This is a genomic window from Candidatus Zixiibacteriota bacterium (assembly GCA_029860345.1).
GTDB lineage: Bacteria > Zixibacteria > MSB-5A5 > GN15 > FEB-12 > JAJRTA01.
This window is the reverse complement of the sequence record JAOUBJ010000017.1, coordinates 43532-62500: the sequence shown is the minus strand read 5'-3', so window position 1 is coordinate 62500 and position 18969 is coordinate 43532. Positions and strand designations below refer to the sequence as shown.

At 53.7% G+C, this 18969-nt stretch carries 18 protein-coding genes; 10 read left to right on the top strand and 8 right to left on the bottom strand.

Going from position 1 to position 18969, the window contains the following annotated elements:
• Nucleotides 1–355 precede the first annotated feature (355 nt).
• The 3 genes from OEV49_15310 to OEV49_15300 all read left to right on the top strand — a co-directional run bounded on the left by OEV49_15310 (nt 356) and on the right by OEV49_15300 (nt 3565).
• The gene (locus tag OEV49_15310) at nt 356–745 is read left to right on the top strand and encodes a nuclear transport factor 2 family protein (GenBank protein MDH3892440.1); all 390 of its coding nucleotides are present in this window, start codon (nt 356–358) and stop codon (nt 743–745) included.
• A 797-nt stretch (nt 746–1542) separates the two neighbouring features.
• Complete coding sequence (locus OEV49_15305) at nt 1543–2772, top strand: GNAT family N-acetyltransferase (protein MDH3892439.1); 1230 nt, start codon at nt 1543–1545, stop codon at nt 2770–2772.
• A gap of 148 nt (nt 2773–2920) precedes the next feature.
• Nucleotides 2921–3565, top strand: coding sequence for a hypothetical protein (locus tag OEV49_15300; protein ID MDH3892438.1), 645 nt, complete (start codon nt 2921–2923; stop codon nt 3563–3565).
• Nucleotides 3566–3634: 69 nt separating this feature from the next.
• On the opposite strand, the gene OEV49_15295 is transcribed toward OEV49_15300, so the two are convergent.
• Entirely contained in the window at nt 3635–4006 is a 372-nt protein-coding gene (locus tag OEV49_15295; GenBank protein ID MDH3892437.1) for a DsrE family protein, read from the bottom strand.
• A 197-nt stretch (nt 4007–4203) separates the two neighbouring features.
• On the opposite strand from OEV49_15295, the gene OEV49_15290 reads away from it, so the two are divergent.
• Together OEV49_15290 and OEV49_15285 are read left to right on the top strand one after the other, a co-directional pair.
• Nucleotides 4204–4635, top strand: coding sequence for a nuclear transport factor 2 family protein (locus OEV49_15290; GenBank protein MDH3892436.1), 432 nt, complete (start codon nt 4204–4206; stop codon nt 4633–4635).
• 372 nt (nt 4636–5007) lie between these two features.
• A complete protein-coding gene (locus OEV49_15285; protein ID MDH3892435.1) occupies nt 5008–5277 on the top strand; it encodes a Rab GDP-dissociation inhibitor in 270 nt (89 codons plus the stop codon).
• A 39-nt stretch (nt 5278–5316) separates the two neighbouring features.
• On the opposite strand, the gene OEV49_15280 is transcribed toward OEV49_15285, so the two are convergent.
• From OEV49_15280 to OEV49_15255, 6 genes are all read right to left on the bottom strand, one after another.
• Nucleotides 5317–5766: a GNAT family N-acetyltransferase gene (locus OEV49_15280; protein ID MDH3892434.1), complete on the bottom strand. Its 450-nt coding sequence runs from the start codon at nt 5764–5766 to the stop codon at nt 5317–5319.
• A 136-nt stretch (nt 5767–5902) separates the two neighbouring features.
• Nucleotides 5903–6460, bottom strand: a complete 558-nt coding sequence (locus OEV49_15275) for a hypothetical protein (protein ID MDH3892433.1) — start codon at nt 6458–6460, stop codon at nt 5903–5905.
• A gap of 296 nt (nt 6461–6756) precedes the next feature.
• The gene (locus OEV49_15270) at nt 6757–7008 is read right to left on the bottom strand and encodes a hypothetical protein (GenBank protein ID MDH3892432.1); all 252 of its coding nucleotides are present in this window, start codon (nt 7006–7008) and stop codon (nt 6757–6759) included.
• A gap of 104 nt (nt 7009–7112) precedes the next feature.
• A complete protein-coding gene (locus OEV49_15265; protein ID MDH3892431.1) occupies nt 7113–7970 on the bottom strand; it encodes a hypothetical protein in 858 nt (285 codons plus the stop codon).
• 104 nt (nt 7971–8074) lie between these two features.
• The gene (locus OEV49_15260; protein ID MDH3892430.1) at nt 8075–9124 is read right to left on the bottom strand and encodes a hypothetical protein; all 1050 of its coding nucleotides are present in this window, start codon (nt 9122–9124) and stop codon (nt 8075–8077) included.
• Nucleotides 9125–9622: 498 nt separating this feature from the next.
• Nucleotides 9623–10336: a hypothetical protein gene (locus tag OEV49_15255; protein MDH3892429.1), complete on the bottom strand. Its 714-nt coding sequence runs from the start codon at nt 10334–10336 to the stop codon at nt 9623–9625.
• 225 nt (nt 10337–10561) lie between these two features.
• Here OEV49_15255 and OEV49_15250 point away from each other — a divergent pair, with 225 nt between their 5' ends.
• On the top strand, nt 10562–10987 hold the full coding sequence (locus tag OEV49_15250; GenBank protein MDH3892428.1) for a GNAT family N-acetyltransferase: 426 nt from the start codon (nt 10562–10564) through the stop codon (nt 10985–10987).
• A 521-nt stretch (nt 10988–11508) separates the two neighbouring features.
• Here OEV49_15250 and OEV49_15245 read toward each other — a convergent pair.
• Complete coding sequence (locus tag OEV49_15245; protein MDH3892427.1) at nt 11509–14178, bottom strand: hypothetical protein; 2670 nt, start codon at nt 14176–14178, stop codon at nt 11509–11511.
• 294 nt (nt 14179–14472) lie between these two features.
• Between OEV49_15245 and OEV49_15240 the strand changes: the two genes are divergently transcribed.
• The 4 genes from OEV49_15240 to OEV49_15225 are packed head-to-tail and all read left to right on the top strand — an operon-like array spanning nt 14473 to nt 18930.
• Entirely contained in the window at nt 14473–16080 is a 1608-nt protein-coding gene (locus OEV49_15240) for a methylcrotonoyl-CoA carboxylase (protein MDH3892426.1), read from the top strand.
• Nucleotides 16081–16117: 37 nt separating this feature from the next.
• Nucleotides 16118–16909, top strand: a complete 792-nt coding sequence (locus tag OEV49_15235; GenBank protein ID MDH3892425.1) for an enoyl-CoA hydratase-related protein — start codon at nt 16118–16120, stop codon at nt 16907–16909.
• Nucleotides 16910–16918: 9 nt separating this feature from the next.
• Entirely contained in the window at nt 16919–18436 is a 1518-nt protein-coding gene (locus tag OEV49_15230) for an acetyl-CoA carboxylase biotin carboxylase subunit (protein MDH3892424.1), read from the top strand.
• Nucleotides 18433–18930 (top strand): hypothetical protein, encoded by a 498-nt coding sequence (locus OEV49_15225; protein ID MDH3892423.1) that lies wholly within the window; start codon nt 18433–18435, stop codon nt 18928–18930. The genes OEV49_15230 and OEV49_15225 overlap by 4 nt, the downstream gene beginning before the upstream one ends.
• Nucleotides 18931–18969 lie beyond the last annotated feature (39 nt).

Here is an 18969-nt window from a genome sequence, read left to right as displayed (position 1 = left end):
GGTGAAGGAACATGATCACGTCCTACCCCAACTCGCGTCGATGTATGCCGTAGCGTTTTACCTTGGGTCGATTACACGGTATCGCCCCGATGATTTTGATAAGCTACTGTCGGGAACATACGGCCCCTTTATACAGGATTTTCTGAGTTGGATTGGAGGACAGTTCACATACTTACTGGCTTCTGAATTCTGTGAACGGGATGTGACTAAGGCAGCGGTTGTGTAGCCACGTAGCCCGGATAGCCCCACAGCTTGCGGTGGGAACTAACAGGTACCACAGTTTCCCCTTGTCCCACTTGGTTGCACAATCTACCTTGCGTCCGATAACCACGCTGAGACTAAGAGCGGAGTTGTAATGGAAACACCTCATGATCGGTACACAGTAGAACAGTTCCTACAACTCGAAGTCGAAGTTTGGAAAGCCTTGGCGGCAGGCGACGCTGAAGCTGACACTCGATTACTGGAAGATAGTTTCTTGGGTGTTTATGGTGCTGGGTTCGCTGGAAAGTCTGATCACACTGGTCAATTGCGAGACGGTCCGACAGTTGCACGTTTCGATCTGTCAGAGGCCAGAATCCTGGTGCTATCTGATCAAGTAGTGCTACTATCGTATCGCGCTGAGTGGGTCAAACATGAGAGTACTTCGGAGAATGCGAAGGAACTGACCTACATTACGTCGATATGGAGGAGTGTTGACGGTGCTTGGAAAAACATCTTCAGTCAAGACACACCTGCAAACCGGTAACTCACGCCGTTTCCCACCCGCACTTTCTTCGGTACCCCACCAAGAGCACTTCGCGCCACATCCCACTTATGGACTGGTGGGTTCTTCAGGATTCGCAGAAATAATGCCAACCCCACGCAAAACACGGTACCCCACCCAGAGCGCTTCGCGTCGGGTGGGTTCTTCAGGTACACAATTACACCAAAAACCCCACGCAAAAAACGTCTGCACCCTGCTCTATAAAGGACAAGTTCCATGATCATCTGGCCAACAGCAACTGAATCAGCTCAGATACTGCAACGCAACCCGAATTCACAACAACTTCTGTTAACCTCGGAAAAAAAATCACGCAAACGAACCCATTTGCACCGGGGGGACGCCGGATAAATGCGAAAGTACCCAAAACGAACCCAATTCACTGTAACGCACTGTCCGGGTGTGGAATGCCGGGAATTCGGTCCGGATGTTGTGGTGCCTGAGTCTTCAGACTCGGGCACATGTGAAACGGGCCATGCCTGCCCGCGCGATCTGAAGATCACACAGGCACAACGGAAACAGGCTTGCCTGTCCTTCGACTCCGCTCAGGATGAGGTGATAATTCACTTTTTTGCTGGATTCCGGCGCCAAAGTCCACAATCACAGCGGGAATGAACGGAGCGCATAAAACCCATTTATGGGCGGCTTGACCGGGCAGGCAGAATTCTTGTTGTCCATCTTTTCGCCATACTGTTCCTTAGGAGTGCAAAAGACGATACAATTAGTATGATTCCGGTGTCAATGGGATGCCGGCAGGTGCAGCATGTTCGTTAGGGAAAGTTTTGAGAAGTTCAGTCAACCCTCAGTCGGGCTCGTTGAATCCGATTGCAAACGATAGTGTCGTGAGTCAAACATCCGGCAATATCTGTGTTGAAGTCGTTACCGACCTTGAGGAACTGGTCCATTACCAATCAGCCTGGGACCGATTGGCCTTAGCTGCTCCGCGACCTATTCCCATGAGTTCGGCCGCCTGGATCATCCCCTACGTGAAACACCGCCTGCGCGAACAAGAACGCTGGGCGGTTCTGTTTGCTTTTGACGGTTCTGAAATGGTGGGGGTGCTACCGCTGCTGATTTGTCCGCACCGCGTGTTTGGTATGGACACTGTGCAGTTGCGCACGATGTTCGGCCCTCACACCTACTCGGTGGATATCCTGGCCGATGGCCCAAGAGAGTCGGAGATCATCACAGCTTTGCTGGCCAATCTGGACAAGGTCGATAAACACTGGCATCATCTGGTCATGCGCAGGTTGTCACCGACTTCTCCACTGTTCAATTTCATTGAACAGCAACCACGGTCCCTTCGCCAGTATTCGGAAGAGTGCGACTCAGGGTCTTACTTCAGGACTATCGGAGACTTCGATGATTACTACAAATCTCTCAGCCGCAAGACGCGTCGCGCACTCGCCGGAACCCACAACAGAGTTAACCGACTGGACGATGTGAGATTCGTGTTTCTACCCAACGGCGAGTCAACTGAAGCAAGAGTGCAGGATTTTATCAGAGTGGACGCAGCCAGTTGGCGAGGCAAGGCCGGGTACGCGATCGATTCAGATCCATCCGTGTTGTCCTTCTATCGGGAAGTGATACAGCGCCTGGCCGAACTTGGATGGTTGGAGTGGCACTTCATGGAGGTCGACAACCTTGCCGTGGCGGCCCAATTGGCCGTCAAGATGGGACGACGTCTGATTATCAAGCGGATAAGCTACGACGAGTCCTTTGCATCGTATGGACCCGGCAACATTCTGTTTGAGCGCTCCTTGATGAGAGCCTTCGCCTCTGAGGACATCGACGAAGTCGATTTTCTCACCGATATGCCCTGGCATGACAAGTGGCAACGCCAAAAGCACGTCTACCGGCATCTCTGGGTCTATGCTCCAAGAAGCTTCCCGTTCGTGACCGGATACTTACCCGCCAGAGCGAAAGTACTGTTGCGCCGTATTCCCGGCTTGGTTTCGGCCTTCCACTTTGTGAGCAAACTGGCCAGGCGCATCAGAGGTGAGCGGCCTTAGGCCGGCTGAGTGTATTCGTCGTCGAACCCTCCCATAGCCGCGTGGCCAGCAGCATTATGGTGTTGCCCACAGGCACTGAATACTATTGTGCTCCTCTGGAGTTTCATCTATCTTTCCTAAAGTGACGACGCACAAAGGATGATCTCTGATGACAATAGGCAAATCCGATAAAGTCACATGGTCGGGGCGGCTGGTGGCCGTGCAGCCGAGGATTCGTCTCAACCGGTCCTTCGATGAGCGATCTCACAATTACCTCGGGTATAATCTACGCCTCGACGGAACTTGCGGAGATGTGACAAGCGAGTTTCTGATTGCCGTCGGTAAGGTCGCCCACGAGAAACATCAGTTTTGTGCCGGTATGGAAGTCAGTGGCCTGTCGGTTCCTGTCAATGATCCGCGACTGGAAAACGCAGCGTACTACAAGACGAGTCGGATTACTTTAACCGAGACGGCCAATGTGGAAGTGTCTTTGAAGAGCCCACCTTTTCTCAAAGTACCGCCTGATCTTTGGACATACCGGGAACGAGGGCATCGCCGCCTGGCCGCCAGGACCTACGAACTGAAGTGCACGACATGTATCTGGGGATGCAGGATGCCGGTAGAGTTAGTCATCGACAACTGGAAACCATGGATAAAGAGATACCGATCCGAGACCTTCTGCTATGGACCCAAAAGCTGTCCGCTCTACCGGGCCGGGGCCATCCGCAAAGTACCGGGTCGAGGCGGGGTCAGCTTTCAGGAAGAGGACTGGATAGATGAAGAAGTGACCAGACACCGAGCGGATGATGACTAATGCAAGCGAATACCCCGGCCCCCTTTCGAGCGGGCCGAGGGTGATACCGTCCGGCCGCTTGGCACAAAATCAGAAACTCAGAGTCGCGGCGCCCTCCAGAATCAGTTGGTGAATCGCGCCCGAACCAGTGATTACAACGCCATCAATGAAGTCGTCCTGTGTATATCCACGCACATCTGCACAGGGCGGACAGACCAGTATCTTTGTACCAGCCGAGGTGACCGTTTCCATCATTTCGCCGACCGGCGGGTCCATCGGATTAAGCCGTACTTTGTCGGCCGCACCCTTGCGAACAACATCGACCGCCCCTGCCGTCAAAAACACTGTTACATCAAGGCCGGTCTTGACTCCCCCCTTGGCGACACTCCAGGCCACCGACATTTTCTCGTCATCCAGACCGCAGGCGATCAGGATTACCAATTTCTTCTTTTCGTCAGACATGAATGCCTCATAGTTTGAGATTGATAGAGCCTTGTAAACATAGTTAAACTGGGTCCAAGTATAACATATCGTGACGTGTCTTGTCAAGGTCGGAAACACAACTCCTCGGCCCCGCAAAATGTGATACCAATTAACCGAAATCCGCTTATACTACATGGACAAAGTAGATCAAATCAGGACAAATGGAGAGTCGCAAAATGACGGACACACAAAGAGCAGATCGCGAAAAGATCATCGGTCATATCCACTGTATCTTTCAGTCCTTTCTGAAGCGGGACCGGGAAGCTATCAAAAAAGCCCACACCGAGGACTGGGTAGGGTTCCTGGGACCCAGCGTGGGGATCGAACGCGGTATCGATGCCTACATGGCCAACGTCGACAAATCGCTGGAAAGCTTCAAGGGAACCGGCTTTGAACTACTCGACACCGAGGTGCAACTTTACGGTGATCTGGCCCTCGTCTACTATGTGGCCAGGTACCAGTACGAAGGGGAGGATGGCAGTTCGCACTCGCTCCCGCTACGCTCGGTTGATGTTTATCGTCGCGAATCCGGCGATTGGATACAAGCCGGGTCGCACATTACCGTGATCCCCACCGGAGGCGCCTGGGGCCAGGCAAGCCGCCCGTAAGATGTAACCGAGACCGGCCTAAAACACGCCGGAGCGAGACACGGCAAAAAAGGCTAAGAGTAAAGCCGCCAAGGCCACGACCCCGATAATTCCCCAAGCCGCCGTGGCATTCCCGTTTGAACTGTTCTGCTGGTCCATACAATCCTTCCTTAGTCTCTTGTGTTCTATTGTGTCAGACCGGCGTGTCTGGGGAAAGTTGCAGAAGTCTCGGAGACTGAGTATTTATGCATGCAGCATCGATATTTGGGCGCCACCGCCCAAGTCTCACCTTGACAGACTGCTCGATCATTGCTACTCTGAAACCGCCAAGCAGGGAAGAGACTTCGCCGGACACGGAAACGTGCAGCGCGCACAGAACCATGGAATTGAACGATGTCGAAGATAAAAGCACTGCTAGAATCCGACGAGATCAAGATTGCGTTGGGACTAGGCTTCTGCATCATACTTTTGGCCTTCGCTGCCAAACGCATTTTGCACGTTGAGATTCGGTACCTCTACAACGCCGTCCCGGGATTGACTGCGCTTCTGTGGGAGACATTGCGCCAAAGCAAAAAAGTCGACCCAAGATACCTTCGGCCCTTGTATTGGAATGCGGCCATGATAATCTCAACGCTCGTTGTTATACTGCTGCACGTGGAGTAGAGGCTACTCGAAGTCGGGTCTATTCGCTCATTTCCGACGTTAGAATTCCAGCAGCATAATGTATTCACCGTCGATCATTCGGCCGGTGTCCACGAAACCGAGTTTGGCATAGAATCCGGATGGATCACCCTTGCTGCGCACATAGCTCAGGTCGAATTCACTTATGCCCGGAAGGTTGCGGACATATTCGATAACCAGTTGCATGGCGCGGTAACCATAGCCGTTACCCTGATGGTTGTTATCGATCATATACCGCCAGAGAAAACACTCCGGTTTTTCAAGATCGATGTGTAGCATGACAAACCCAACAGGCGTGTCGCCTGCGTATATTCCTCGAAACCAGGCGTGCTCGGAAAAATGAGCCTGTGCAATCGACACAGCATTGGGGGCTACAAACTGATTCTGATGTTCGGCCACTTTTAGTTTCAGAATCGGGCTGAGTGTCTCGGCCGTGATTTCGCGAAGTGTGATCTTGGTGTCGGTCGGCATAGGTGATCTCCGGTTGCTTTACACGATTGACCTTTCTGCCACTACCGGCGAATTACAAGCTAATCTCGATGGAACCTGGGGTATACGGCGGGTTAGCACGCCGTCGAAAGTTATCGTAGTGGCCATGCCGCCACGATCACCTGGTTAACACGCCATTGAGAAAGCCCCATAACAGTGTAGACCGGCGCTTAAGACTCAAGGAGCCCTCTGCCACAAGGTCGGCCCGTATTGTCCAGTCTCGAAGCTTGTACAGTCCTTTCCCATCGATCCAACCCTCGACATGCTTGGGCTGTTTGCAGGATTCACTTCCGAACGGTTTTTGATGGCTACCGATTCTGTCGAACGTCACGATGTGTCCGCTAAAGATCGCTCTGCCGCCTGGATCAAGTATCTTGAAGCGTCCGACGAACTGCGCCAGTCCGTCGCTACGCCGGACAATAGTGCCCTCTGCTGTCAGTACGCTACCCCCGGGAATGAGACCGGGGTCCTGATCACAGCCTTTGGGTGCCGAGACCAGCCCAACCTTGAACTCACAGTTACCTTTTTGTGTAATGCCTCTGGGGCATTTATACGACCGGCCCAGCCGGATAGAGCGCTTGCCGCGGACAACTTTGTGCAATTGCCATATACAGTTTTGGCCCAGCAATGACAGCCCAGGGACCGATATTAGTGGGATTCTGCGCTTTCGGAGCATGTTTCCTCCTTTGGCTACTAGCCGAGTTTAGATTGTGGCTTGCTTCAAGGAACTCTTCGGCTTGACGACCCCACGATCGACCGGATCAGCGTGGGAGACAAACCCAGCTTATAACGTCACATCCTACCCTGGTCGTCCTCGGATGTCAAGCGGTCTTTCTCCGGAAATAGTGGATACCCATTGTGCCGAGTTCGAGTACTCTGCCAACCAAGCGAGTACCTGCAACGATACATCTCCACGGTCTAGACCTTGAAGCGGAGTAGAAGTGGGTTCTACTCCAGGGAAGACCACCGCCCTCAATGTTCGATCTTAAGACGGATCTCGTTCGCATTGACATCGAGCACGACGATCTTACCCTTCTTATGAAACACTTCGCGCCGATCTTTGGGCATGAACAGATTGTAACCGCCATGCCGAGCTCCTTCCGAATGCGTGATGGCCAGCGAGTAGGTGTCCTGGTTCGGCATTCCGGCATAGATCACAAGATGCGAAGAAAAAATCGAATGGTTGATCCGCGCCGACTCGCCAACTTTTAGTCTGTATTCCATGGCTTCATCCTTCATGCTGCAATTTTATCCATCATCAAAGGTACGCCGATTGCATAGGAAAATTCAAGGACGTCGTCAAGCATGAATCTTGTCTACTTAGGTTCTCAGTTTCGAAATGCGGAGTAGTCCGGCAGCGGTAGAATCAGGTTTTTGATGGCGCGTTTCAACGTTGCGATGTTGGGGGCATGAATCACGTTTTCCTCCACCGGTGGCGTCTCATCGCCAATGGACAGATCGACGGCATTCTGCCACACGGCAGATCGCTTGTCGGCCGACACCAGGACTGCCTTGACGTTGTGGTCACGCATCCCGAGTGTCGGCAGTCTGTATTCTACCATCATGACATAAGAGGCAAGCTGTTGGCCGGATGTCTTCAGGTCGATTTCGGAAAGTTGACTTATGTTCGCCTCGGTCAGCGAGTCCTTCGAGAGCATGGCGTAGAACCCTTTTTTCTGGAGATCGTATTGCAAATACTCGCGAATAGCTTCTTGTTGTCCAAATGAGGCACCGGCCAGAGTGGGGATGATCACCACGAAGTCGGTGGCGGCTTGTTGAACCGCCGTGTCGGCAAAAGTGACGGCCAGGCCACCGGCCCAGCGTTTTGTGTCGGAACTATAGTTGCCTCGAGCCGCGTAGACATGTGCATCGATAATAGCCTCGGCACCCAGTTTTCGTGCGGCCACTTTCAGTCTCTCGATGATATCCACATCGCGGTCGCCGGCATTCCAGAGGCTATAGCTTTTTTCTACAAAAATCTTGCCCAGGACCTGAAACGGTCTCTCCGGATGGGTCCCGCGATGAATGATTTCCACGGGTGCTTTCAGATCGCGGGCGGGGCGGTTGTTGCTGATCGCCCTGGTGACATGGTAGTTAGCGCCGCAACCCGACAGCGTGGCCAGGCCTGCAAGTGTTAGCACCGCAAGGCAGATACTTGAAGATCGATTGATAAACCGCTTTTTCATGGTATGCAATATCGCTCCTCGGCACTTTCTGGTCAATAGAACACTGGCCCTGAAGGAGTGGTTCCAGTGAGCTACCCGAAGAAGTGGAGGGGTCAGGAGGCAGACTATTGTCCCAGCGGACGCCAACGCTGTCCGTCCCAACTAGCCAGGGAACTGTGCTGGATACCGCCGGCCTGTTGGAACCATCCGCCCGCCAGCAAACGGCCGCGATGGATCGCCAGGGCGAATACATCATGTGAGCAATCGGAATCCAGTGGCCGCCACAGACTGTCATTCCAACTGGCCAGGCTGCCGGGGCTGAATCCTGTTTTTGGCCAAAACGATCCCAAAGCCAAAAGATCATCCTCAAACTCGGTCATGGCCACAACCGAGCAGTCTTTGCCGTCGCCCAACGGTATCCAATTGTCACCGTCCAAACGGGCGACACAATTGTCGTGCACCTGATTCTCATGATGAAAAGTACCGGCTGCAATCAACTCGGAATTGTAAACGGCCAGGGCATAGATTGGGTGATCCCAGCCGGTGCCCAGGGTTTGCCAGTCGGAGCCATCCCACCGGGCCAACATTCCTTTCTTGATACAACCCTCGACGGTGAAGTTGCCGCCGGCCACAAGCTCGCCTTTGTAGACCACAAGCGCGCACACCCGACCGTTTAGTCCTGATCCCAAAGGCTGCCAATTCTCACCATCCCACCGCGCAACTCGTCGCGCCTCGGTGCCGCCGACATATTTGAACATCCCGCCCGCGATCAGATCGCCCTCAAACTCAACCAGATCGCTCACGAAATTGTCCATAAACGAGCCCATCATCTCCCAACGTTGGCCGGCCCAGCGTTTTACACTGCTCGGCCCATGAGAAGATTTGAAAAAAGTCGTTTGTGCCACAACCAGATCGGAGCCGTAGTTGGTCATAGCGAAAATCGGATCGTCTATAAGGGTACCCAGTGCTCTGAAATACTCATCGTCGGCATGTTCCACCTTGTCCAGGTTTGGATCGACCGGGGTTAGGATTTCGGCGACGTTGAAACTGTCGGAAGACAAAGGCACGGTTTCAACCGCCGGTGTTGAAGAAGGCTCATTCAGCCCATCTCTATCTGCAGCGTTTGCCGCAAGGCCGGAACAGAGCAAGGCGCTCAGGATTAGAGATTTGGTCACCGACTGGGTCTCCCTGCTTTTGGACAGCGTTTCGCCGCGTGGCGTACATACAACGATACACCGGACAGCGGACTATACTCATTAAGCAATATGGAGGGCGTTGGCGCTACAAATCGTCAATCATGCCACATAATGGCTATCGCGGTCCCTCATTTTAAGAATAATACAAAACCTGAATTTGTCAATGAAGAATTCGTAGAGGGCTTTGGAGTTGATCGGAGCCGACGAGTCAGTTGACGTTGCCCAGATGGCCCGAGATAAGTTTGATCTGCTCATCGGTCAGCCCGGCGCGATCGGCATGGTCAGCTAAGAAGCCGGGCCAATCGTCATCAGGCCTGGCCGAGTGATCAGGTAAACTGTGACAGGTCGCACACTTGTAACGAAAGGCCCGCTCACCTGCGGAGCGGACCTCACCTGCAGAATGGTTCCGACAGGACGACATTATTGCCAATATGCCGACCGTCGCAACCACCCACACCAAGATTTTTCGTTCAAATATCAAAAGCCAACTCCCATGAGGAAACGGGCGCGGGCGTCGTTGGAGTCGTCAGTCAAACCCCATGCATATCCGACTGTGTAGAATACGGTGCCGGAGGCGAATGAGATGGTTGGGCCGAAATAGGAACCTACTTCGTCGTCTGCGTCCTTAAGAAACTCGCGGCGCGAGGTCGATTCTACGCCTGCTGAGAACTTGTACGAGAATTCATACGACAGACCGACATCAAGCCCGATCTCATGGACCGGATCGCCGGGCGCCCAGAAGAACTCGTAAACCGGATTGACGGCAATGTTGACACGGTCGAAATTGCGCCCCAGAAGAAGCTTGGCTTCGGCCTTGTTCTGTGCCGTCAGGTCAGTCTTGCGTCGGTACTCCAGGTAGAGAACCGGGTCGCCAAAAACCGTCCCCGGCTCGGCCAGCCGATAGCGAGATCGCAACTGAAATGCATCCCACTTGATCCCTTCACCCTCCTTTTGGGCGAAAATCTGATAAACAGAAAAATCCCAACGGGGGGAGAGGCCGTGTTCGATTTCGATGCGATATTCCCAACTGTCGCTTTTGTCCAGTTTGGTCGTCTGGTAAAACTCGATCTCAGAACTTCCTTCGGGTGTTGTCTGCGTCCCGTAAGTCCAGACATACTTGCGGCGGTCGGCCATCACCGATGGCGCCGCCATAGTCAGAACCAGGGAGCAGATGAGCAGTTTTGTGAGCATTGTCAAACCTCTCGGCTTCGTTAGGCGTTAAATGCAAATGAAATTCATTTGCATGTACTATTTGGGACCGATTATACCGTATTGGCCTACGTTGTCAAGAGGAAAAACAAAATATCGTGAAAACAATAACTATCTTTTGTCTGGTCAGCCAATAAAGGCGAGTTTTGACAGCTTTACAATGCGGTAACTAATTGCTATATAAGGGCAAACAAGGAGGACCCAGCCATGATAGAGTATCTAGATTCGCCACACGATCTCAGGCCGGAACAATTGACTGGCTTCTTTGTGGGCTGGCCAAAACCTCCGTCGACCGATACCCACTTGAAGATTCTAAAGCAGAGTAGTTTTGTCGTTATGGCTCAGGATACGGAAACCGGCCGCATAGTCGGGTTTATCAATGCCGTTTCCGATCGTGTTCTCAGCGCTTACATTCCGCTTTTGGAAGTGCTGCCGGAGTTTCAGGGGCGGGGAATTGGCGGCCATTTGGTGAAGAGGCTGATGGCGCAGTTGGATGGTCTCTACATGATCGATCTCGTTTGCAATGAAGACCTGATTCCGTTTTATGAAAAGTTCGGGCTTAAGTCGTCGGGCGCGATGCAAGTAGTATCGATGATAAGGCGTGATTTTGACCATCAGGACGGCCGGCGATAGTGGCAAGCCACTTCTTCGCACTACGCGGTGATAAATCACTCTTTCGCGCTCCGCGCATTACGGTGTGGGCTGATTGTAAATATCATGCATTGCTGAATCCGTTACGAGCATCGCACGTAGACCTTGTACACTACAAGTCGAGTCAAAGCGAGGGTGGGAAGCATGACAATCAGAAACACGGGCACTCTTGTATGTTCCTCCGGTTCCTGCGTTCGCCGGAAGCGAGCGTGTGAACCGGAGGTTTCCAAGGCTTATTTCACAGAACGCCTTAGTGAGAGTCGCAGGGTCACAATCCCGACTTTGTCGAGATCAGGACCCTGCGAAACCACATTATGACACAGCCCGAAGGTCTGAGACGGCCACCCGACTAGCGCGGGGCATGTCCTGCATCGTTCAGCAGGGTCCTGGCTTCACCGGAGGTGATGGTGTGACCCTGCAGGTCATCTACTCGCAGGGTCCTTGACCCACGACTGGACAGCTATAGGTCAGGACCACACGGGTCCTGACCTACGATTAGGTTCTTACAACAGAATCACCAGCTTGCCGATCTGGACTCTGCCGTCAGGTGACTCAACGGTCCAGTAGTACCATCCGCTCACCACCAATTGATGATTCTGTGTTACCAGATGCCAATCATGGTCGCGCGCGACCGGATCGGCAGGATCGACGTTATGACGAATCTCCCGCACCAGATCGCCGTCGGGGGTGTGGATTCTAATCGTGCATTTGGGCGGCAGGTTGGTAAAGTGAATAGTGTGCACTCGATAATTGGGAAGGTCCGTTCGCGTTCTCAGTTCGTAGCCGTCGTTTCGATAGCCTGCATCCTTGATGTACGGATTGGGATATACATACACATCGGTATAGGCGCCGGTCGCTTCAGCCTCGGAGTTTATGGGATAGGCCTGGACCGTAACGTCGGTTATAGATGTTTCCAGAGCGTCGACGCCGCCGGTGGGCGAACCGAAGTCGAAGGCTGTTACGCTCACCCAGTAGGGAACCGTCGGCAGGAGATTCTCGATAGTGAACTCATACTCGAAGTATTTCAGATAACCGTCTTCGGTGTAGTATTCTTCGGTCAGTTCATCGACAGGTATCCCTCTGGGGTCGGCCGCCAAGGGAAAGCGCTTTCGAATAGGCGTGGTTTCACCGCCCTCGTAAGTGTTGAAGTCGTGAGGCACAAAGTAGAATACTGAGTCACCGAACAGCGGGTGGAAGAAGGGGCGGCTGTGGGGGTAATGAAGCGGGTGGAAGCTGGTGTCCTCACAGGGGTCGGAGCCGCCGCCATACAGGCAGCGCAACTCTCGTAGCGTGAACGGAACATCCAAAAGGGCAAAGCCGGGCTCGGGCCAACCCTCGGCGTCCACGTGATCATTGTCCCATACATACCGGTCGAAGTTTTCACGATCATACGAAGCGACCAGAGAGAAGCTGGCTTTGCGATTGTCTCGACCTATATATATGTGATAGCCTTCGAAATCCGAAATGCCTGAGAAAACGTCCTTCTCGGTCTCGGACCGCTGGCCGTTGATTCGAACATGCAGTCCGCCCACAGTTGGTGTGACCCAGACGTCCGGCGCCGGTGGGGGGGAGGCACCTCGGAAGTCGGGGACGCCGTCGCCACGATACCAGAAGGTGTCGGCCTCGGTCAGTAGCCATCCACTGTCGGTCAGAGTAGACTCCACCGGGCATACCCGAAACACACCCCGGTAACCGTCGTCGTCGGTGTCATAGCCAGGATTGTCATACACCCAGCGCGCCCAGGTGGCGTTGCGGGCCAGATCGGAGAAGTTGAGGTTTGAGTAGTAGGCATGGGGGCGGTCGGGCAGATTATCGAGATTGAAGAGTTCGGAATGGAGATGCTCGCCAAGTACGTGCGCGAAGGATAGCGGAACCGAAGCATAAGGGCCTAGTTGGAACGGTCCGTAAGATAGCAAATACGTCGTGCCACCGCCTCGCGCCACCGTGTCTGCAACATCCTTACCTGGGTACGACCACGTTGGATTGGCCGGTGAGATTCGGCCTATGTGTGCCTGATCATAATCGATTTCTTCGTTCGACATGACGAAGTACTTTTCCGGGTCGGTGTGAGGGGCGCCGATGGCGCCGCTTTCAAAAACCCTATAGTGATCGCGTGTTTGAGGACCAAAGTCTATCCGTTGATCCGTACCCCAGCGTCGGGTCCACCAGTTAAAAGATACGTCCCAGTCGGCCCCGGGTGCCTGCAGTATTTCAGCGGCTGCCACACTGAAGATGGACCTCGTCCGCCCATAGCCATCTGTCGGATACAATGGAAGCCACACCTGTTCGAGTCGATGCAACCACCTTCTCGGTCCGACATAGTCGTACCAGTCACCATCGGCGTCGGCTGCCCAGGCCAGATTGAGTGTATCTTCGAAGTCGCAGCCCCGATGCGATGGATAGGTGCGCAGGAAACCACAAATATCGTCAGCCCACCCCCACACTCCTCCCCCCGCGTACCCCACCGTAGGGGCCACAAATAGACCGATGTATACATCTCTTAAGGGTCGGTAGTCCATGTTTTTGATTGTGAGGTCGAACAGCACAAAATCCTCAGCGTACTTATACGACCAGGAATATGATTTCTGAGTAACCTTCAGTCCAATCGGTTTTGAGTACTCATATCCCCAGTTTAGTGTATTGTGAAGTGATTTCAGAGTATCATAGTACACGGCGATAAAGTCCTGCTCGGAGCGGGCCCCCTCATACTCAGGCGACTCCGGGTCCAGAATCGAACGTCGCACCATGTCCCCTTCGGGTGCAAAGTCCGGGGCAAACTCACGCTGCAACCACCATTCGGCGTCGCCGGTCGACACCAGGGTGTCATTCCCCACAATCGCGCCTACCCACAGGCCTGTATTCCAGAGATGTTCCAGGCCAGTGTTTTTCGGGTACTCGCAGGTCCAACGTGGAGCATCCGGGTTGATAAACTCAAAGCAACCACTGTGTCCCCAGTTGAACCCACCTGGATTACCTGTGTTTGATATGGCCAGCTTCAGTTTGCCGACATCGTGGTAAGCGGCGCAACTGGCCGGCCCATCATCGTCTCCCAGAAGCGCTTTGGATTGACCATACCGAGCGTCCCTGGCGACACTCCGGGCTGTGACATAGTTTACCGGTAAGACGATAAGCAGGAGAATAAAGGTCACTACGGTTCTGAGTTGGTCGAACACCTTCGGACCTCCCGGTTTGTGAGGCGTGATGCGGGCATCGAAGCGAGGTCGTCAGCCCTGTCAGCGGGTCCCCTCTGCCAAGGCTATTATAAATGTAAGCTGAGTTATCCACCTTTACAAGATGTTTCTGGAGCTCGGCAATACAGCAACCGATGACCCTGCTTCGTGCTTTACAATGGTCGGGCATTAGATTATATTCACCGTCCTAACCAATACCTTGGGTGTTGATACTGTATTGACCGGCAACGGCTTAATTGGCGACATGGAGACTCGGTCGTCGGCGAGAGACAAAGTATGTATCGCATTGAAACAAAAATAGACAGTTCGTCGGAAGCTTTCAAACAGAACTCAGAACTTAACAAGGCGCAGCACGCACAATTCAAGGAGCGACTTGAACAGGTCAAGCTCGGTGGCTCCGAGAAAGCACGCAAGCGTCACACCGATCGCGGCAAACTGCTTCCGCGCGAACGATTGGCCAAACTTCTGGATCGAAACACGCCCTTTCTGGAACTCAGTTCGCTGGCCGCATACGATATGTATGACAACGACGCACCATCGGCCGGGATCATCACCGGGATCGGTACCGTGCACGGCAAGGATGTAATGGTTGTGGTCAACGATGCCACCGTAAAGGGGGGCACCTACTATCCGATGACCGTGCTCAAGCATGCTCGCGCACAGGAGATCGCCGAGAAAAACCACCTGCCCTCGGTTTACCTGGTCGATTCCGGCGGTGTCTTTCTGCCGAGACAGTCGGGCGTCTTCCCCGATAAAGATCATTTTGGACGGATATTCTACAATCAGGCGCGCATGTCGGCCAAGGGCTTGCCGCAGGTTGCGGTGGTCATGGGTTCATGCACGGCCGGTGGCGCCTACTTGCCGGCTATGTCGGACGAATCGATCATCGTTCGCAAGCAGGGTACTATCTTCATCGGCGGACCGCCTTTGGTCAAGGCGGCGACAGGTGAGGTTGTCACGGCCGAGGAATTGGGTGGCGCCGACGTGCATTGTCGTACATCGGGTGTCACCGATCATTATGCTCAGAACGATGAACACGCCCTGCAACTGGCCCGCAACGTTGTCGAAAACCTCAACACGAAAAGCAAGTTCCCGCTGGATCGCTCTACGCCGGAGGACCCATACTACGATCCTGAAGAACTCTATGGTGTAGTATCGAACAATATCAAAAAGCCGTTCGACATCAAAGAAGTGATCGCACGGATCGCCGACGGCTCGCGTTTTCATGAATTCAAGGAGCTGTATGCAACCACGCTGGTGACCGGATTCGCACGCATTATGGGGTACATGGTAGGTATCCTCGGCAACAACGGCGTACTGTTCGGCGAATCGGCGCAGAAAGGCGCGCACTTTGTGGAGCTTTGCGCCGAGCGGAAGATACCGCTAATCTTTCTGCAGAACATCTCCGGCTTCATTGTCGGGCGACAGTATGAAGCGGGCGGCATCGCGCGCGATGGAGCCAAGATGGTACACGCCGTGGCCAATGCCGACGTGCCGAAGTTCACCCTGATCGTTGGCGGCTCCTACGGCGCCGGTAACTACGCTATGTGCGGACGGGGATACCTGCCGCGCTTGTTGTGGATGTGGCCGAATGCCAAGATATGCGTTATGGGTGGCGACCAGGCGGCCGGTGTACTGACATCGGTCAAAATCAAACAGCTCGAAAACGAAGGACGCAAACTGTCCGAGGAAGAGATCGAGGCCATCCGCAGACCGGTGCTGGAAAAATACGAGTCGGAGTCGACACCGTACTACTCTGGGGCGCGTCTCTGGGATGACGGCATGATCGGATTCACCGACACCCGGCAGGCGCTGGCTTTGGGTATCTCGATGTCATTGAACGCTGACATTCCCGATCAGAAGTTCGGTGTCTTCAGGATGTAACCCAGCCATGAATGGCTGCGATCCATAAGTGGCGTTTATGATGAATCACGAAACCATAACATATCAGAAGACCGACCGCATAGCGCGGGTGACGTTCAGTCGTCCGGAGATTCATAACGCTTTCAATTCAACCATGATCGCCGAAATGACAGATGTCTTCGCCGAGATCGAACAGGACGACACTATCAGAGCCGTACTGCTGACCGGTGAAGGAAAGTCGTTCTGCGCCGGGGCTGATCTCACTTGGATGCGCGGCGTGGTCAAACAGACGTTCGGCGAAAACCTGGACGAATCAAATGCACTGGCCGAGTGTTTTTATCGCATCTACTCAAGCCGCCGTCCGGTCATTGGACGCATCAACGGCGCAGCTATCGGAGGCGGCACCGGATTTGTGGCCGTGTGCGATATTGCCATCGCGGCTCGGTCGGCCAGGTTCTCATTTTCAGAGGTCAAAATAGGCGTCGTCCCCGCCTGCATCGGACCTTATGTGATCAAAAAAATGGGTGAAGGCAAGGCGCGGGAACTGTTTATCACCGGCGAACGAATGAACGCCGACCGGGCCTGTGAAGTCGGGCTGGTCAACAGAGTAGTCGACGATGGACAGCTCGATGACGATGTCGATACCCTACTGAAGAGCGTTCTGTCTTCAGGCCCCGAAGCGGTTGCGATGGCTAAGAAACTGGTAAGTGAAGTACCCGACATGTCGGCCGCTGAGTTCAAACCGTACACGGCTGAGATGATTGCAAAACTGCGCGTATCGGACGAGGGTCAGGAAGGGATGGATGCATTTCTGAACAAACGTAAACCGAATTGGGTGGAGGAGGACTGAGACCGGATTGTGAACAAGCTCTTTAACAAGATCCTCGTAGCCAACCGTTCGGAGATAGCCGTGCGCGTGATGAATGCATGTAGGACGCTCGGTATTCCGTCGGTGGCTGTTTACTCTGAGGCCGACAGCAACAGTAAACATCGTTTGTATGCTGATGAAGCTGTCGCTATCGGACCCCCGCCACCGCGCGAATCTTACCTGGACATAGATAAGATCATCGACGCGGCCAAGATCACAGGTTGCGATGCCATCCACCCGGGCTACGGTTTCCTGGCAGAGAATCCACTTTTTGCGCAGCGATGTATTGATGAAAAGATAACGTTTATAGGCCCATCGCCATCGGCGATCACGCTGCTGGGAAACAAAGTTCAGTCTCGGATAAAAATGGCCGAAGCAAACGTGCCGTTGATACCCGGCATGAAAGGGACCGAGACCGATATCGAAGTCTATCGCAAAGTGGCCGACGAAGCAGGCTACCCGGTGATGATCAAAGCAGCGGCAGGTGGCGGCGGTAAAGGGATGCGGGTGGTTCATTCGCCCGACGATTTGGTCGCAGCCATCGAGGCGGCACAGCGTGAGGCCAAGAACGCTTTCGATGATGACACGGTCTATCTCGAAAAGTATATTGTCAACCCGCGCCACATTGAATTTCAGATTGTAGCCGACACGCACGGCAATACTGTACACGTATTCGAGCGCGAGTGTTCAATCCAACGCCGGCACCAAAAGATAATCGAGGAATCTCCATCGACTGCGCTTGATGATACCACGCGCGCTCGCATGGGGGCCGATGCGATCAAAGTCGCGCAAGCAGCCGACTATACCAACGCCGGGACAGTCGAGTTTCTGTTGGACGAGAGCGGACATTACTACTTCCTCGAAATGAACACCCGTATCCAGGTGGAACACCCCATTACCGAGATGGTCACCGGGGTCGATCTGGTGGTGGAACAGATTCGGATCGCCGCCGGGCAGCCTTTGTCCGAACATTTTGGCCAGTTGTCGCAGCGCGGTCATGCTATTGAATGTCGCATCTATGCCGAGGATGGTGAGAACAACTTCATGCCGTCGACCGGTCACATCGTTCACTACTCGGAACCGAGTGGTCCCGGCGTGCGGGTCGATTCCGGCGTGGTTGGTGGTGCTGAGATTACGATTGACTATGACCCGATCCTGGCCAAACTGATCGTGCATGCTCCGACTCGTGCCCAGGCGGTCGTCAAAATGATCGATGCTTTGAACAACTACAAGCTTCTCGGCGTGAAGACGTCCAAGAAGTTCATGATCGATGTCATGCGACATCCGGAGTTTGCTTCCGGTCGTACTTTTACTGATTTTATTGAGAAGCACATGACCGAGCGCGAACCGGATACGCAAGCATTTCGTGATCTGGCGGTGGCTGCGGCCGCTGTTGCAAGTAATCACGGCGGTCGCTCAAGTGATGCTGTAGTGAACGAAGGAACGGCGATCCCGGAACCGGCTCAGATGTTGGGTGGTTGGCAAATCGGAGATTCGATAACGAAATGAACAAGACAGAGTTTGTATACGACGGCGAAATGGTCGAGGCGGCCTGCGAGAAAAACGGCCATGTTCTTACCGCAACGGTCGGCGAAACGGTGTACGAGTTCACGCCTGTGGGTGACAATCTATATGCCACCACGGTCGATGGTCGGCGCTGTCTTGTTGCTGTGGCTGCGCGCAACGGAACCTACTTTGTCGATATAGACTCGATGCTGATCGAGTTGCAGGAACCGTCCGAAGACGGTTTTGCCGGTGGCGCCGGTAGTCAGGCGGGGGAGAAGGACAAGATTTTTGCACCCATGCCGGGCAAGATTGTCAAGATCATGGTTGAGGTCGGCGATGACGTGACTGAGAAACAGCCGATGGTGATTGTCGAGGCGATGAAAATGGAAAACCAAGTCAACTCGCGCGCTGTCGGTAAAGTAAAAGCTGTCAACTTCGCTGTCGGCGACCAGGTCGACACCGAGAGTCCTATTATCGAGTTGGAGTTGGGGGAGTAGGGGTAGTATTCGGTTATGCGACACAGGTTCTTTTTGTCT

Coding starts and splice junctions, on each gene's coding strand:
- OEV49_15255 (MDH3892429.1), bottom strand. CDS start 10,336: ATGCTCACAAAACTGCTCATCTGCTCCCTGGTTCTGACTATGGCGGCG.
- OEV49_15310 (MDH3892440.1), top strand. CDS start 356: ATGGAAACACCTCATGATCGGTACACAGTAGAACAGTTCCTACAACTC.
- OEV49_15265 (MDH3892431.1), bottom strand. CDS start 7,970: ATGAAAAAGCGGTTTATCAATCGATCTTCAAGTATCTGCCTTGCGGTG.
- OEV49_15275 (MDH3892433.1), bottom strand. CDS start 6,460: ATGCTCCGAAAGCGCAGAATCCCACTAATATCGGTCCCTGGGCTGTCA.
- OEV49_15235 (MDH3892425.1), top strand. CDS start 16,118: ATGATGAATCACGAAACCATAACATATCAGAAGACCGACCGCATAGCG.
- OEV49_15295 (MDH3892437.1), bottom strand. CDS start 4,006: ATGTCTGACGAAAAGAAGAAATTGGTAATCCTGATCGCCTGCGGTCTG.
- OEV49_15240 (MDH3892426.1), top strand. CDS start 14,473: ATGTATCGCATTGAAACAAAAATAGACAGTTCGTCGGAAGCTTTCAAA.
- OEV49_15285 (MDH3892435.1), top strand. CDS start 5,008: ATGTCGAAGATAAAAGCACTGCTAGAATCCGACGAGATCAAGATTGCG.
- OEV49_15300 (MDH3892438.1), top strand. CDS start 2,921: ATGACAATAGGCAAATCCGATAAAGTCACATGGTCGGGGCGGCTGGTG.
- OEV49_15280 (MDH3892434.1), bottom strand. CDS start 5,766: ATGCCGACCGACACCAAGATCACACTTCGCGAAATCACGGCCGAGACA.
- OEV49_15225 (MDH3892423.1), top strand. CDS start 18,433: ATGAACAAGACAGAGTTTGTATACGACGGCGAAATGGTCGAGGCGGCC.
- OEV49_15270 (MDH3892432.1), bottom strand. CDS start 7,008: ATGGAATACAGACTAAAAGTTGGCGAGTCGGCGCGGATCAACCATTCG.
- OEV49_15250 (MDH3892428.1), top strand. CDS start 10,562: ATGATAGAGTATCTAGATTCGCCACACGATCTCAGGCCGGAACAATTG.
- OEV49_15290 (MDH3892436.1), top strand. CDS start 4,204: ATGACGGACACACAAAGAGCAGATCGCGAAAAGATCATCGGTCATATC.